Source organism: Jejuibacter sp. L23, from assembly GCF_050815825.1.
Taxonomy (GTDB): domain Bacteria; phylum Pseudomonadota; class Gammaproteobacteria; order Enterobacterales; family Enterobacteriaceae; genus Jejubacter; species Jejubacter calystegiae.
Genome location: NZ_CP138199.1, coordinates 4,117,825 through 4,133,817 on the forward strand (window position 1 = coordinate 4,117,825; position 15,993 = coordinate 4,133,817).

The window sequence follows — 15,993 nt, forward strand, 5'->3', positions numbered from 1 at the left end:
CTGGTCACCTCCGATTAGTGATTTTTTTTGAAATTAACTGAACTATTCGTTCCTGCGCGAGTCTGAATCTATGAAAGACGCGCATTTGTTATCATCATCCCTGTCATCAGAGATGAACGTTTGGCCACAATGATGTGGCCATTTTCTTTTCTACCCTTCCTGATGAGCCAGCCAGCTTGTAAACGGCTCAGTATCCGCCGCCTCAATATCCCGCTGACGACGCCAGGATGCATCACGCTCCTGCTCAAACTCTTTTTCGCTCAGCACCGACAGAGGCTCCTGACTCAGCATAGTACGATACTGGTCAGCCAGCACGCGGCCAGCGCCGCCAATTCCCTGTTCCAGCATCAAATCCAGAGTGCGGGCCGAAAAGGTCAACGACGGATCTTCAAAGCAGGCCACCAGACTATCGCAAACGGTGCAATAAGCATCGCCGCCGTTAACGCCATCCAGCGTCTGTGCCACGCGCCGCAGATCGCGGAACAAATTCTTACCGACCTGCTCCAGCGGGAACTGCGCGGTTTCGCAGCCAATTCCCAGCGTCAGCCCCGGACGACGCCCTTCCAGAATCACCCGATTCCAGTTACCCCGGGTGCACTGTAGTTCGGCGCTGCTCATCTCCGGCGCATCCGCCAGTGCGCACCAGACCATAAACAGATCCAGGAAACGCACCTGCTGTTCATCGACGCCAATCGGCGAGAAGGGGTTGATATCCAGGGAGCGGACTTCGATATACTCCACCCCGCCACGCAGTAGCGCGTTAGAGGGGGACTCACCGCTGCGGGTCACCCGCTTGGGACGGATCGGCGCATAGAGTTCGTTTTCAATCTGCAGCACGTTGGTATTAAGCTGCAGCAGCTTACCGTCTTTTTCAAGACCGATACGGGCAAACTCTTCAGAAGGCGTCCTGATGGCCTGTTTCAGGCCAGCGACGTAGCTATCGAGGTTGTTAAAGGTGATACCCAGACTGCTCTGCGACTTATTGGTGTAACCCAGATCGCTCAGACGCAGGGAGGTTCCGTATGGCAAATAGAACATTCCGTTGTCAGTCTTTTCAAAAGGCAGCGTCTGTGGCTTACCCTGCAGGAACGACGAGCAAATAGCCGGTGAAGCGCCAAACAGGAACGGAATCACCCAGCCGAAGCGGTAATAGTTGCGGATCAACCGGAAATAGCCTGCCGAGATAGCCGCCTTACCGCTCTGAGCGTCTTCTACGCCATCCCTGGCCTGCCAGAAGGCCAGCGGCAGTGAAAAGTTATAGTGCACGCCGGAAATGGTCTGCATCAACGCGCCATAGCGGTTCTTCAACCCTTCACGGTACAGCGTTTTCATACGACCGATATTCGAGCTGCCAAACTGCGCCAGTTCAATATCCAGACCGTTATCGATAAAACAGGGCATGCTGAACGGCCACATGCGCTCGTCGCCGATATTACGCGCCACGTAGCGATGAATGTCGCGCATAAAGGTCAGCATATGATCGATATCACCATCGACCGGCGTGATGAATTCCAGGAGGGCTTCCGCGAAATCCGTCGTAATCCACTTATGCGTCAGCGCCGCGCCAAGATGTTCCGGGTGTCCGGTGGTTGCCAGATGGCCGTCTGGCGTAACGCGTAGCGTTTCGCGCTCCAGACCGCGGTTAATGCCGCGCAGTGCCTGTGGATGAGACTCCAGCCAGGACAGCGCCTGTGATACGTCCGGGATCAAATTGACCTCCCGCCTGTAGAAAACATTTTTATTAAGCATAATTGTACTGGTTGACGATTCGGTGCGCCGCCTTTCAGCTCATCACCGGGCCTCACTCAAACAACCAATTAGTGCCACCAGCTTATCCCCTGCAGGGTGATCGCCGCCACTAACGCGTAACGTAACGCCTTGCCGAGACATAAGAAAAAGAGCGCCGGCCCCCAGGCCAGACGCAACCATCCCGCCAGCAGACAGAGTAAATCCCCGACTACCGGTGCCCAACTCAGGAGCAGCGCCGCTGGCCCAAAGCGCTGGAGCCAGCCCTGCGCGCGTTCCCGCCAGCGCGACTGCGTCCGCAAGGGAAACAGCCGCCCCAAAATAAGATTAGTCGCGCCCCCCAGGCTGTTGCCCAGGGTCGCGACCGCCACCAGCATCAGAGGCGAACTCTTTTCCGCCAGCAGCAACGCCACCAGTAACGCTTCTGAATTACCGGGCAGCAGCGTAGCGCTCAGAAAGCTGCCGCTAAACAGCGAGAATAGCGCCAGCGCGTCACTCACTGTTGGCGAACATCCACCGCATCCATCCCCGCGGCGGCAGCGGCCTGAAGGCCAAAATCCGCATCCTCAAACACTACGCACTTCTCAGGCGCCACCCCCATCAGGGACGCGCAGCGCAAAAAGGTGTCAGGAGCGGGTTTCGGGTGGCTGACGTGATCGGCCGCGACCACCGCCGTAAAGTACTGACGCAGCCCCAGACGGGTTAGCAGCATTTCTGCAAGATGGCTGTCGCTACCGGTACCTACAGCCATGGGGCGACGTCCATACCACGTCTTCACCACCTCAACCAGCGGCAACGGCTGCACCCTTTCCGGCAGCATCTGGCTGACCAGCGCCGTCTTTTCAGCGGCCAGGCGGTGAGGATCGAGTTCAGCGTGATTCATTTCAATAATATGCCGGGCTATCTGCCAGACAGGCGCACCATTGAGCGCCACCACGGACTGCTCGTCAAAATGCATTCCGTAGCCTTTCAATACTTCCCGCCAGGCCAGGCGGTGCGTTGGCTCAGAATCAAGGATGGTGCCATCCATGTCGAAAATCAGCCCTTCATAGCGATCGTACATCCAGCCCCCGCACCGGAAAATGACAGGCTGTTACTTTATCGTAAACGACCGGGGATGTCGCTAATTGCAGATGGAATAATAACGGGTGTGATGAAAGTTCAGACGCTAAAAAGCAGAAATGGACAAAATAACAGATAGTGGGGAGCGGAAACGAAAAAACGCGGCCTGAAGCCGCGTTTTTCAATATGGTGCATCCGGAAGGATTATTCGGCTTCGCCTCACCCTGTCGGGCCGTCACCTGTCGGTGACGTTATCCTTCCTCGTGCCTGCGGCTATCACCGCGCTTTCAATAATGACGTCATCACTGACGACACTATGCAATATGGTGCATCCGGAAGGATTCGAACCTTCGACCGCTCGGTTCGTAGCCGAGTACTCTATCCAGCTGAGCTACGGATGCGCAGAATAACTTGTGCGCTAAGTCTGTTTTGACTTAACCAATGCCATCGTATCTGACAACACTGAAGAAGATGGTGCATCCGGAAGGATTCGAACCTTCGACCGCTCGGTTCGTAGCCGAGTACTCTATCCAGCTGAGCTACGGATGCACAGAATTACTTGTGCGCTAAGCCTGCTTTGACTTAGCTAATGCCGTCGTATCTGACAACACTGAAGAAGATGGTGCATCCGGAAGGATTCGAACCTTCGACCGCTCGGTTCGTAGCCGAGTACTCTATCCAGCTGAGCTACGGATGCACAGAATTACTTGTGCGCTAAGCCTGCTTTGACTTAGCTAATGCCGTCGTACCTGACAACATTTAAGAAGATGGTGCATCCGGAAGGATTCGAACCTTCGACCGCTCGGTTCGTAGCCGAGTACTCTATCCAGCTGAGCTACGGATGCAAAATGGCGGTGAGGCGGGGATTCGAACCCCGGATGCAGCTATTAACCGCATACTCCCTTAGCAGGGGAGCGCCTTCAGCCTCTCGGCCACCTCACCGTACGCCTCTTACGAGTCACGCCGTTTTGCGAATTGCTCTTCGGCGTTGCGTGGCGCACATATTACTTTCTGAGTGTGGGAAGTCAAACAATTTTTCGAAAGCCTGGATTGATTGCACAATTCACAGGCAATCAGCCTGCTTTGACATCAAAAAGGGTATTTTATCAACGACAAAGGCGCCATCTGACGCAGCTATTTTTGCGCCCGAAAGGGCAGACAGAGCGATGCAGTAAGGCGGTCAGAACGACAGAGCAATAAAAACGATAGAGAAGCAGACAGGGGAAACAGAGAGGAGAAGTAGAGGAATGCGCCCCACCCACCCGGGCAAGGCGCAAAACCTTAGTAACTGGATTGCTGTGATTTTTCAGCCTGAATACGCTGGTAGATCTCTTCACGGTGTACAGAAACTTCTTTCGGGGCGTTCACACCAATGCGAACCTGGTTACCCTTTACCCCTAAAACTGTCACGGTGACTTCATCCCCAATCATGAGGGTTTCACCAACTCGACGAGTCAGAATCAGCATTCTTTGCTCCTTGAAAGATTGAAAGAGTCGGGTTTCTGTATCCCGGCATTATCCATCATATAACGCATACGGTAAGCGATAACAAACACCCAAGGTGCTGAAAATCACTCCTCTGCACTCTGTTATACCTAAGTTTAGCCGATGTGCACAACTTCAACCTGACTTTAATCACTAACGATTGTGTGTGATGCAAAAGCGCCATAACCGACAGAGTTATGGCGCCGCTTAGGTTATATTTTTACTTACAGCCGCGAGGTAACCCAGGCTTCAACAGTGGCCAGAGCCCCCGGCAAAGCCTGCACGTCAGTGCCGCCAGCCTGGGCCATATCAGGACGACCACCGCCCTTACCGCCCACCTGCTGGGCAACCATCGCAATCAGCTCTCCCGCTTTTACGCGATCGGTAAGATCTTTGGATACCCCGGAAATCAGAGAAACCTTATCTCCGGAAACGGTAGCCAGAACAATCACCGTCGAGCCTAGTTGGTTCTTCAGATCGTCAACCATGGTGCGCAGCATCTTCGGCTCAGCGCCCTTCAGCTCGCTGACCAACAGCTTAACGCCGTTCAGATCGATAGCTTTGCTGGACAACCCGGCGCTCTCCTGAGCCGCCTGCTGCTCTTTAAGCTGCTGCAGATCTTTTTCCAACTGGCGATTACGCTCCAGTACGGCACGCACTTTATCGCCCAGGCTATGGCTATCGCTCTTCAGCAACTGCGCGATATCATGCAGCCGATCGCTTTGCGCATGCAGCACCGCCATGGCTCCTTCACCGGTAACGGCCTCGATACGACGTACGCCAGCCGCTGTTCCCGACTCGGCTTCGATACGGAACAGACCAATGTCGCCGGTACGGCTGGCATGGGTGCCGCCGCACAGCTCGGTAGAGAAGTCACCCATACTCAGGACACGCACTTTGTCGTCATACTTCTCGCCGAACAGCGCCATAGCGCCCTTCGCCTTCGCGGCCTCGAGATCCATGATGTTGGTTTCTATCGGCAGATTACGGCGAATCTGCGTATTCACGATATCTTCAACCTCACGTACCTCTTCCGGCTTCATCGCTTCAAAGTGCGAGAAGTCGAAGCGCAGGCCCTTATCGTTCACCAGCGAGCCCTTCTGAGCCACGTGAGTGCCCAGCACCTGGCGTAACGCTTCGTGCAGAAGGTGCGTCGCCGAGTGATTCAGGCGAATACGGTCGCGGCGGGCCCCATCAACATCAGCCTGTACGCCAGCGCCGGATTGCAGAGAGCCGGAAACCAGTTTACCAATATGACCAATCGCCTGACCATATTTCTGAGTATCCTGCACCTGGAACTGAAAGCCGTTACCAGAAAGAGTGCCCTGGTCACCGACCTGGCCACCCGACTCCGCATAAAACGGCGTCTCGTCCAGAATCACGACCGCTTCCTGACCGACAGTCAGCTGCTCCACGGCGTGGCCGTCGATAAACAGTCCGGTCACTTTAGCGTTCAGTTCCAGATGATCGTAACCCCGGAACTGCGACGCACCATCCACGCGAATCAGGCTGCTATAGTCGGCGCCAAAACCACTGGATTCACGCGCACGGCGGCGCTGTTCTTCCATTGCGCGTTCAAAGCCTTCTTCATCAACCTTAATGTTGCGCTCGCGGCAGACATCAGCGGTGAGATCCAGCGGGAAGCCGTAGGTATCGTACAGACGGAAAGCGGTTTCACCATCCAGCGTATCGCCTCTAAGCTGCGCCAGTTCGTCATCCAGCAGTGTCAGACCGCGCTCCAGCGTACGGGCAAACTGCTCTTCTTCGGTCTTCAGTACCTGCTCCACCAGCTGTTGCTGACGCTTCAGATCTTCACCGGCCGCGCCCATCACCTCAATCAGCGGCGCCACCAGCTTATAGAAGAAGGTCTCTTTCGCCCCCAGCATATTACCGTGGCGCACTGCGCGACGAATGATACGACGCAGCACGTAGCCTCGCCCTTCGTTGGACGGCGTTACGCCATCGGCAACCAGGAATGCGCAGGAACGGATATGGTCGGCGATAACGCGCAGCGACTTGTTTTCCAGATCGCGGGCGCCAGTGACTTTGGCTACTTCGGCAATCAGCGTACGGAACAGATCGATATCGTAGTTGGAATTCACATGCTGCAGAACCGCGGTAATACGCTCCAGACCCATGCCGGTATCCACTGACGGCTTCGGCAGCGGCTCCATGGTGCCATCGATCTGACGGTTAAACTGCATAAAGACGATATTCCAGATCTCAATGTAGCGATCGCCATCCTCTTCAGGGCTGCCCGGCGGGCCTCCCCAGATATGGTCGCCATGGTCATAGAAGATCTCGGAACAGGGGCCGCAGGGGCCGGTATCGCCCATCTGCCAGAAGTTATCGGAAGCGTAAGGAGCCCCTTTATTGTCACCGATACGGATAATCCGTTCGGCGGGCACGCCAATTTCCTTCTCCCAGATGTCGAAAGCCTCGTCATCGGTTTCATAAACGGTGACCCACAGGCGCTCTTTCGGCAGGTTAAACCACTGCTCGCCGGTCAACAGTTCCCAGGCAAAGTTGATGGCGTCACGTTTGAAGTAGTCGCCAAAGCTGAAGTTGCCCAGCATTTCAAAGAAGGTGTGGTGACGCGCGGTGTAGCCCACGTTTTCCAGATCATTGTGCTTACCGCCGGCGCGCACGCAGCGCTGCGCGGTCGTGGCGCGGGTGTAGTTACGTTTATCCACGCCAAGGAAGACATCCTTGAACTGGTTCATCCCGGCGTTGGTAAACAGCAACGTCGGATCATTGTTGGGAACCAGAGAGCTACTGGCTACGACCTGGTGTCCCTTGCTGCGAAAGAAGTCGAGAAACGCCTGACGGATCTCAGCGGTGGTCTTGCTCATAGTTATCCTGAAATCAAGCTAACGAGTCGTGGTGAACCAGACTGCATGAGTCCGGTTCAGGAATAAAAAAGAGGGAATAAGATATGTTTTCTGCGGGGGGAAGTAAAACCCAGTGTGGCCTAATCGCTAAAATTTCGATATACAGCCTGTATATCTTCCATATAAAAGCCGCGTTGTAGCAAAAAACGCTGCACTTTGGCCTTCTCCGGGTAGCTTTTTGGTAGCGGTTCGCCAAACCGACGCTGGGCCTGTTCCCGGGCCAGGCTTTCCCAGTCGACCTCGCATTCCGCCAGCGCCTGAGAAGCGCCGTCACGGGTGATGCCTTTCTGGTGGAGTTCCTGAGCGATACGCTGTGGGCCATACCCCTTGCGGGCGCGGCTTTCCACGTAGCGCTGCGCGAAACGCACATCATCCAGCCAGTGATTTTCCAGGCACAGGGTAACAACCCGCTCAATATCCTGCGGATCCGCGGGTTCTTCAGCATTGCCGCGCCGCACGGGCGATGGCGCCGCCAGCTTACGCCGCAGTTCCTGTTCGCTGTGATCGCGCATCCCCAGCAGGCGCATTGCGCGATCCAGCAAGCGGGCATAGGGTGAACGACCTGATGAAGCAGATGTTGATGCAGACATAATGGCTAAACGGATTCAGAAAAAAGAGACGGGGCCGTAGCCCCGTCAGGTCGATAGCAAAGAGGGAAAAAACGTGGTTTTTCCCTCTTTGTGGTTACCAGCCGAAAATCAATAAATTGATTTTCCTTGCTAGTTTTTAACCGACTGTGGCCGAACACGTTCGGCCCAGGTTTGCCAACAACCTCACGGGGCAGACAGATTAGAAATCTTCGTTGGTCTGTGCGACGCCTTCGCCCTGGTCATCCACGGTGAAGTCCGGCGTATCATCCGGATTACTGAGCAGCAGTTCACGCAGCTTCTTCTCGATCTCAGTCGCCACTGCCGGGTGTTCTTTCAGGTAGTTGCTGGCATTTGCCTTACCCTGACCGATCTTGTCACCGTTATAGCTGTACCAGGCGCCCGCTTTTTCGATCAGCTTATGCTTCACGCCCAGGTCGACCAGCTCGCCGTGGAAGTTGATCCCTTCACCGTACAGGATTTGGAATTCAGCCTGCTTAAAGGGCGCAGCGACTTTATTTTTCACCACTTTAACGCGGGTTTCACTCCCCACCACGTTCTCGCCCTCTTTCACCGCACCAATACGGCGAATATCCAGACGAACGGAGGCATAGAACTTCAGTGCGTTACCGCCGGTAGTGGTTTCCGGGTTACCAAACATCACACCAATCTTCATACGGATCTGGTTGATAAAGATCAGCAGCGTGTTGGACTGTTTCAGGTTACCCGCCAGTTTACGCATTGCCTGGCTCATCATACGGGCGGCAAGACCCATATGGGAGTCGCCGATTTCACCTTCGATCTCTGCCTTCGGCGTCAGGGCGGCAACGGAGTCAACGACGATAACGTCCACGGCGCCGGAGCGGGCCAGGGCGTCACAGATTTCCAGCGCCTGTTCACCGGTATCCGGCTGCGAACAGAGCAGGTTATCGATATCAACGCCCAGCTTACGAGCGTAGACAGGGTCCAGCGCGTGTTCGGCGTCAATAAAGGCGCAGGTTTTACCCGCGCGCTGTGCCGCAGCAATCGCCTGCAGCGTCAGAGTGGTTTTACCGGAAGACTCGGGACCGTAGATTTCGACAATACGCCCCATCGGCAGACCGCCAGCGCCCAGCGCGATATCCAGCGACAGGGAGCCCGTAGAGATGGTTTCCACATCCATTGAGCGATCTTCGCCCAGACGCATGATGGAGCCTTTACCGAATTGTTTTTCAATCTGGCCCAGTGCGGCCGCCAGCGCCTTTTGCTTGTTTTCGTCGATAGCCATTTTTACTCCTGTCATGCAGGGGAAAGCGTGGTAACGCCACTCTGCGTCTTATCGAATAAGGTAATTTGCGCTAATTATACTGTATGATTGTACAGTATCAAGCGTTTTGTAGAAATTGTTGCCACAGGGTATTCAGGGCATAGCCCGTCGCCTGTCGGCGCACGGCTTCCCGGTCTCCGGCAAAGCATTCCCGGAACGCCAGAACCCGTCCATCCGCAGCGGCGAAACCAAACCAGACCGTGCCGACCGGCTTCTGCGCGCTGCCGCCGTCGGGCCCGGCAATGCCGCTGATGGAAACCGCGTAATCGGCCGCCGCCGCCGCCAGCGCTCCCTGGGCCATCTGGCGCACCACGGCTTCGCTTACCGCCCCTTCCGCCGCCAGGGTTTCAGGGCTCACGCCGATCATCTGGGATTTCGCTTCATTACTGTATGTCACGAAGCCGCGCTCAAACCAGGCAGAGCTTCCCGCCACATCGGTCAACGCTTTCGCCACCCAGCCGCCAGTACAGGATTCCGCGGTGGTTACCGTCGCGTCGCGCCCGGTCAGTGCCTGGCCCAGCCGCTGGCTGAGTCGCATCATCTCTTCATCTTTCATGATGGTTCCGAACTGGAGGTTATCAAGGGCAACAGAGTAGCACTTTCCGCCCGGAAGGGGTGAGCGGGCCGCAACATGTGCGAGAAGGCCCGAAAAATGAGAATCACGGACGCATAGCGCTCAACAAAAGCGCCTGACGGTTGCCCGGAATCGATTATTCCGATACCTCCCGCCAATAATAAAAATGACATTTAACTATATTACAAAATATTAATTTACCTTACCCCATCATCATTTTTACAAAAGTATAGGTAGTAAAACCAATGACTACCGCAATAATAATCGCCAGCACAACATAAAACGCTATTCGCTTTCCGCTATAAATACCAAAAACCATATAAGCTCCTTATTTTTATAAAATTATTAAAATTAGGATATATCTAACCACATAACAAAAACAGATCTAAATCGGCTTTTTTCATCATGCCAGCCTGATACAAATAGGAATTTGCTTAAAATCAATAAATCAAATCAAACTAATCATTAGTATTCATTTCAAATTATTTCATAGCAATTTTAGATATAACTTATTCAAGGTGCCGCCATGACTAAAATGACGACATACCATGCAGCGTCCGAACCTAACGGCTCAGAGAAAAAAAGCTGGTATCAACTTTCCACCCAGGAGGTTCTGGAAGCCCGGCAAAGCCAGGTCAGCGGTCTGAGTCGCCAGCAGGCGCAAGAGCGGCTGGAACAATTTGGGCCGAATGCCCTGCCGGAAAAGAAGGGCAAGCCCGCATGGATGCGCTTTCTCGCCCATTTTAATGATGTCCTGATCTATGTGCTGCTGGCCGCCGCCCTGCTGACCGCGCTAATGGGCCACTGGATCGATACCTGCGTGATTCTTGGCGTTGCCGTGGTGAATGCCCTGATCGGTCATATTCAGGAGAGCAATGCGGAGAAATCGCTGCAGGGCATTCGTAATATGCTGTCCAGCGATGCGGTGGCGCTGCGCGACGGTCAGCATGAAACCATTCCCACCCGTGAACTGGTGCCCGGCGACATAGTCATCCTGCGCGCCGGCGACCGTATTCCCGCCGATCTGCGGGTACTGGAAGCCCATAACCTGCGGGTTGAAGAGGCGATCCTGACCGGGGAATCCACCGTGGTCGATAAGCACGCCGCCACCCTGAGCGGCGATCTGGCGCTGGGCGATCGTACCAACCTGCTGTTTTCCGGTACCACTATCGCCGCTGGCGCAGGCATCGGTGTGGTGATTGAAACCGGCGCGGATACCGAACTGGGCCATATCAACCAGATGATGGCCGGTATCGAAAAACATCGTACGCCGCTGCTGGTCCAGATGGATAAACTCGGAAAAGCCATTTTTGCGCTGATTGTGGCCATGATGGCGGGGCTATTCGTCTTTAGTCTGGTACTGCGCGATATGCCTCTCGGCGAACTGCTGCTGTCGCTTATCAGTCTGGCTGTGGCTGCCGTGCCGGAAGGCTTACCTGCGATTATCTCCATTATCCTGTCGCTGGGCGTGCAGACCATGGCCCGGAGCCGCGCCATTATCCGCAAACTGCCCACGGTGGAAACCCTGGGAGCAATGACCGTGGTCTGTTCCGATAAGACCGGCACCCTCACCATGAATGAGATGACGGTCAAGGCGATCATCACCGCCGATGCCTGCTACCGCGTGGATGGCGAAAGCTATGAGCCATGCGGCGATATCCATCTTGAGGGCAGCGACGCGCCGGTCACTCCGCAACCCGGTAGCGTGCTGGAGCGCTATCTGCGCGCCATCGACCTGTGTAATGACAGCCAGCTCGGGCGCAACGAACAGGGGCAGTGGAGCATCACCGGCGGGCCGACAGAGGGGGCGCTTAAGGTGCTGGCCGCCAAGGCTAACCTCACCCCGGTCGCCAGCGAGCTGCGCAGCAAGATCCCCTTTGATTCGCGCTACAAGTATATGGCTACGCTGCACCGTATCGACGGCCAGTCATGGGTACTGATGACCGGCGCCCCGGATGTGCTGTTCGCGCTCTGTGACAGGCAGCAGAGCCAGCGCGGCGCCCTGCCCTTCCGACGCGACGACTGGGAAGCGGAGATGGCGCGTTACGCCCGCGAAGGGTTGCGCATGGTCGCCGCAGCCTGGAAACCGGTGGCTGACGATATGCAAACCCTGACCCATGACGATCTGCACCAGGGAATGATCTTCCTGGGCATCGCGGGGATGATGGATCCGCCGCGCCCTGAAGCGGTAGAGGCTATTCGCACCTGCCAGCAGGCCGGGATCCGCGTGAAGATGATCACCGGCGATCACCCGGAAACCGCCATGAGCATCGGTCGGATGCTTGGCATCAGTAACAGCGATCGCGCGGTCGTGGGCTACGATCTGGAAAAAATGGATGACCCGACGCTCAGCGCGGCAGCAGCGCAGTACGACATCTTCGCCCGTACCAGCCCTGAGCATAAGCTGCGTCTGGTAAAAGCGCTGCAACAGCAGGGTGAAATTGTCGGCATGACCGGCGATGGCGTTAACGACGCCCCGGCTCTGCGCCAGGCCGATGTCGGCATCGCGATGGGCATTAAAGGCACCGAAGTCACCAAAGAAGCGGCGGATATGGTTCTGACGGATGACAACTTCGCTACTATCGCGGGCTCAGTGCGCGAAGGGCGCCGGGTTTACGACAACCTCAGGAAGACCATCCTGTTCATTATGCCGACCAACCTGGCGCAGGGACTGCTGATTATTATCGCCCTGCTGGCCGGTAATCTTATTCCGCTCACCCCGGTGCTGATTCTGTGGATGAATATGGCCACCTCGGCCACCCTCTCCTTCGGTCTGGCCTTTGAAGCTGGTGAGCGCAATATCATGAAACGGCCCCCCCGCAATCCAGCGCAACACGTGATGGATGGCTTCGCCGTCTGGCGCGTCGCCTTCGTGGGCACCATGATCGCCATCAGCGCCTTTATTCTGGAAGCCTGGCTCCAGCCCCGCGGTCACAGCCCCGAATTTGTCCGTACGGTTCTGCTACAGACACTGGTGACGGCGCAGTGGTTCTATATGCTGAACTGTCGGGTCAGTAACGGCTTCTCGCTCGGCCGCAGCCTGCTGGCAAATAAGGGGATCTGGCTGGTGAGTGGCGTACTGCTCGGCCTGCAGCTGGCGATTATCTATCTGCCCTTTATGCAGACCCTGTTCGGTACCGAAGCGCTGCCGATCCGCTACTGGGCTATCACCTTCGCCATCGGCGCCGTGATGTTCCTGGTGGTAGAACTGGAAAAACCTCTCACCCGCCGCTGGCGCAAGGGGTAAACATTCACGCCCTCCCCGACACTGCCGGTGGAGGGCGTTTCATTTAGCGAGCCTGAGATACCGCTTCACCCAACTGCCAGACCGCCATGGCGTAGTGAGTGCTGTGGTTATAGCGGGTAATGGTGTAGAAGTTGGGCAGACCGTACCAGTACTGATAGCTGGTGCCGACATCCAGACTCAGCAGGCTGGCCTGCTGATGGTTACCCAGCGGGGCCGTGGGAGTCAGTCCCGCGGCCGCCAGTTCGCTAACGCTGTATTTAGTGTTATAGCCAGTCTTCATACCAAATACCTGGCCGTTGGCCTGAATCGCCACCGGTTCGCCTTGTTTCCAGCCGTGCTCCTTAAAATAGTTAGCCACGCTACCGATGGCATCCACGGGATCCCACAGGTTGGCGTGCCCGTCACCGTTAAAGTCCACCGCGAAAGATTTATACGAGGAAGGCATAAACTGGCCATAGCCCATAGCCCCCGCATAAGAGCCCTTCAGTGAGAGCGGGTCGTCCCCTTCGTCGCGAGCCATCAACAGGAAGGTTTCCAGTTCACCGGCAAAGTATTTGGCCCGTCGCGGATAGTTAAAGGCCAGGGTGGACAGCGCGTCGATAATGCGGGTCTTGCCCATAACCCGCCCCCAGCGGGTCTCCACGCCGATAATGCCGACGATAATTTCCGGCGGTACCCCATACTGCTGCCAGGCGCGGTTCAGCGCATCCTGATGCTCGTTCCAGAACACCACGCCGTTCTGCACATTATCCGGGGTAATGAATTTGGCGCGATAACGCAGCCAGGCGCCGTTAGGGCCGGGCGCCGGCGGCGTGGTCGGCGCCTGTCTATCCATCAGGCGCAGCACGTAATCAAGGCGTTTGGTTTGGGAGAAGATCTCGTGCAGTTGCTGACGATCGAAGCCGTGCTCGCTGACCATCTTTTCGATAAAGCTGGCCGTGGCGGGGTTATTGGCATAATCGCCGCCGAGCTGGGTCATATTGTGCTGCGGCTCCAGTAAAAAACCGCCCTGGGGCGCGGGCGCAACCGTCTGAGGCGTGACTGTGGCCTCAGGCTGAGATTCCGGCTTACTGCTACAGGCGGAGAGTAAAACCAGCAGAGGAAGCAGTGAAGTGGCATAACGACGACTGAGCATAAAGTATCCCTGTGACTAACCGCGAAAAGTGTCAGTAATGGTAATGGGTAACTCATGCTGAAACAAAGAAAGACATACGATTTTTCTATCACTTCTGCGCTTTTGAGCAATCCAGCCAGACATTCTCCGGGTGAATAAAGCCAGTCGATGTTGTTCGATAAAAACCACAAACAGGCAGTGGCTATCAAAAAATAATAATTCTTTGAAAAAAACAATTAAGAAAAATCTACATCCATACGATAACAAAACAATAACGCGAACGCTCCGCGGGTTGCGCGGTTACCTATAACTGCAAATGGTAATCATAAGTTGGCATCAGTATTAACCACTTTTCACGCCTTAAGGGTTAATCGCTTTATCCCAAACCCGGCCTGCGGTCATAACCAAGGATGTAAAATGCGAAACCTGAAAATAGCCACACTGATGAAAACCGGCCTTGCGTTTCTGTTTCTGGTATTTATTGGTCTGACGCTGGCCTCCATCATTGCCATGAAAACGGCGCAGAAAAACTATCATAACCTGGATCAGCTCACCGACCGAATGCTCGTCATCAGCGATACCCGCTACCGAATCACGGGGATCCGCGCAAATCTCAACTATTTTGTTTCCGAGCTTAAAGCAGGCCGCCCTTTTCCTGTCGATGGCGAACAGCGCCTGATTAACGATTTGACTGTCGCCAGACAGGATATCAGCGCATGGGAGAAAGAGCCTAAAGCGACCCCGGAAATCCAGGCGCTGGCGAATAAAATAGCCAGCGAGGTTCATACCCTTCTCGATTTCAGTCAGGATACCAGCAACCGGATTAAAAACCACGAAATCGACTCTTTCGCCATTGCCGATCGGATAAACAATCTCAGCACCTTAATCGATCAATATTCCACGCTCAGCAACAACCTTAATGAGAAGATCAACGACGATTATCATCGCATCGTTTCCCAATACATCACCCTCTGTATCGTCTTTATTGTGGTTATCTCAGTGCTGTTCATACTGATACTCGGCTGGTTCAAACGCGATTTTCTCTTTACCGTTCAACAGCTGGTAACCACCTTCAGGCATATGGGCAACGGCGATCTCACCTTTACCATTCCCCCCAGTAAAGAAAACGAGCTGGGGGTCCTGTTCAAAGAGCTGGAAAGAACCCGCCGTTCTTTGATTTCGATTATCGCTTCGGTAAAACACAGCGCCGTCACCATTCAATCACGCGCCAGCGATATTGCCTGCGGTAACCAGGAGCTCTCCTGCCGCACCGAGCAGCAGGCCAGCGCGCTGCAGGAGACGGCCGCCAGCATGGAGGAGATCAAAACCACCGTCGGCCACAACGCCGAAAACGCTCAACAGGCCAGTAGCCTGGCGGCCAGCGCTAATCAGACGGCCCGTAACGGTGAAACGGTGATGAATGGGGTGACGGAAACCATGCAGAAAATTGAGCATAACGCCCAGCAAATTGCCGAAATCAACAACATTATTAGCGGCATCGCCAACCAGACCAACATTCTGGCGCTGAACGCCGCCGTAGAAGCCGCCCGAGCCGGTGAACAAGGGCGTGGCTTCGCCGTGGTCGCCACGGAAGTCCGTAGCCTGGCGGCGCGCAGCGCCGATGCCGCCAAAGAGATTGGCGATCTGATCAAGCATTCCGTCAATAACGTCAGCCACGGCGTTAAGCTGGTTTCCAGCGCCGGTAGCACCATGCAGGAGATTGTTAAATCCACCACTCAGGTCAGCAATATTATGCGTGAGATTTCCGTAGCCTCTGAGGAACAGAGCAGCGGTATCAACCAGATTGCGATGGCGATTAATCAGATGGAGATTGTTACCCAACAGAACGCCACCCTGGTGGTGGAGTCCGCCAGCGCAACGGATGCCATGAATGACCAAACCCGGGAACTGACGACGCGGGTAGCGTTCTTCAATACTGAAGAAGGCGACGAAACCGCAGCCGCGGTGTAAGAAAAACGGG

General features: G+C 55.3%; 11 protein-coding genes and 5 tRNA genes. 2 read left to right on the plus strand and 14 right to left on the minus strand.

The features are described from left to right. Positions 1–150 precede the first annotated feature (150 nt). From gshA to pncC, 13 genes are all read right to left on the minus strand, one after another. The gene (gshA, locus tag SCU88_RS19795; protein WP_138099058.1) at positions 151–1,710 is read right to left on the minus strand and encodes a glutamate--cysteine ligase; all 1,560 of its coding nucleotides are present in this window, start codon (positions 1,708–1,710) and stop codon (positions 151–153) included. 107 nt (positions 1,711–1,817) lie between these two features. Beyond that, a complete protein-coding gene (locus tag SCU88_RS19800) occupies positions 1,818–2,246 on the minus strand; it encodes a DedA family protein (RefSeq protein ID WP_175340923.1) in 429 nt (142 codons plus the stop codon). Then, positions 2,243–2,809 (minus strand): fructose-1-phosphate/6-phosphogluconate phosphatase, encoded by a 567-nt coding sequence (gene yqaB, locus SCU88_RS19805; protein WP_138099060.1) that lies wholly within the window; start codon positions 2,807–2,809, stop codon positions 2,243–2,245. Before yqaB ends, SCU88_RS19800 begins: the two co-directional genes overlap by 4 nt. A gap of 323 nt (positions 2,810–3,132) precedes the next feature. Continuing rightward, positions 3,133–3,209: transfer RNA gene (locus SCU88_RS19810), tRNA-Arg, on the minus strand. A gap of 71 nt (positions 3,210–3,280) precedes the next feature. Next, a tRNA-Arg gene (locus SCU88_RS19815) sits at positions 3,281–3,357 on the minus strand. A 71-nt stretch (positions 3,358–3,428) separates the two neighbouring features. Further along, a tRNA-Arg gene (locus tag SCU88_RS19820) sits at positions 3,429–3,505 on the minus strand. A 71-nt stretch (positions 3,506–3,576) separates the two neighbouring features. Next, positions 3,577–3,653, minus strand: a tRNA-Arg gene (locus SCU88_RS19825). Positions 3,654–3,657: 4 nt separating this feature from the next. Beyond that, positions 3,658–3,750, minus strand: a tRNA-Ser gene (locus SCU88_RS19830). A 339-nt stretch (positions 3,751–4,089) separates the two neighbouring features. Further along, entirely contained in the window at positions 4,090–4,275 is a 186-nt protein-coding gene (gene csrA, locus SCU88_RS19835) for a carbon storage regulator CsrA (protein ID WP_000906486.1), read from the minus strand. 242 nt (positions 4,276–4,517) lie between these two features. Next, entirely contained in the window at positions 4,518–7,145 is a 2,628-nt protein-coding gene (alaS, locus tag SCU88_RS19840; protein ID WP_175340924.1) for an alanine--tRNA ligase, read from the minus strand. 119 nt (positions 7,146–7,264) lie between these two features. Beyond that, complete coding sequence (locus SCU88_RS19845) at positions 7,265–7,774, minus strand: RecX family transcriptional regulator (protein WP_175340925.1); 510 nt, start codon at positions 7,772–7,774, stop codon at positions 7,265–7,267. 199 nt (positions 7,775–7,973) lie between these two features. Beyond that, a complete protein-coding gene (recA, locus tag SCU88_RS19850) occupies positions 7,974–9,038 on the minus strand; it encodes a recombinase RecA (RefSeq protein ID WP_138099063.1) in 1,065 nt (354 codons plus the stop codon). A gap of 97 nt (positions 9,039–9,135) precedes the next feature. Beyond that, complete coding sequence (gene pncC, locus SCU88_RS19855) at positions 9,136–9,633, minus strand: nicotinamide-nucleotide amidase (protein WP_175340926.1); 498 nt, start codon at positions 9,631–9,633, stop codon at positions 9,136–9,138. Between the two features lie 553 nt (positions 9,634–10,186). On the opposite strand from pncC, the gene SCU88_RS19860 reads away from it, so the two are divergent. Beyond that, entirely contained in the window at positions 10,187–12,898 is a 2,712-nt protein-coding gene (locus SCU88_RS19860) for a cation-transporting P-type ATPase (RefSeq protein WP_431810182.1), read from the plus strand. 43 nt (positions 12,899–12,941) lie between these two features. Here the strand turns inward: SCU88_RS19860 and mltB are convergent, their stop codons facing one another. Further along, positions 12,942–14,033 (minus strand): lytic murein transglycosylase B, encoded by a 1,092-nt coding sequence (mltB, locus tag SCU88_RS19865; protein ID WP_175340928.1) that lies wholly within the window; start codon positions 14,031–14,033, stop codon positions 12,942–12,944. Between the two features lie 396 nt (positions 14,034–14,429). On the opposite strand from mltB, the gene SCU88_RS19870 reads away from it, so the two are divergent. Beyond that, positions 14,430–15,983: a methyl-accepting chemotaxis protein gene (locus tag SCU88_RS19870; RefSeq protein ID WP_175340929.1), complete on the plus strand. Its 1,554-nt coding sequence runs from the start codon at positions 14,430–14,432 to the stop codon at positions 15,981–15,983. Positions 15,984–15,993: the final 10 nt, after the last annotated feature.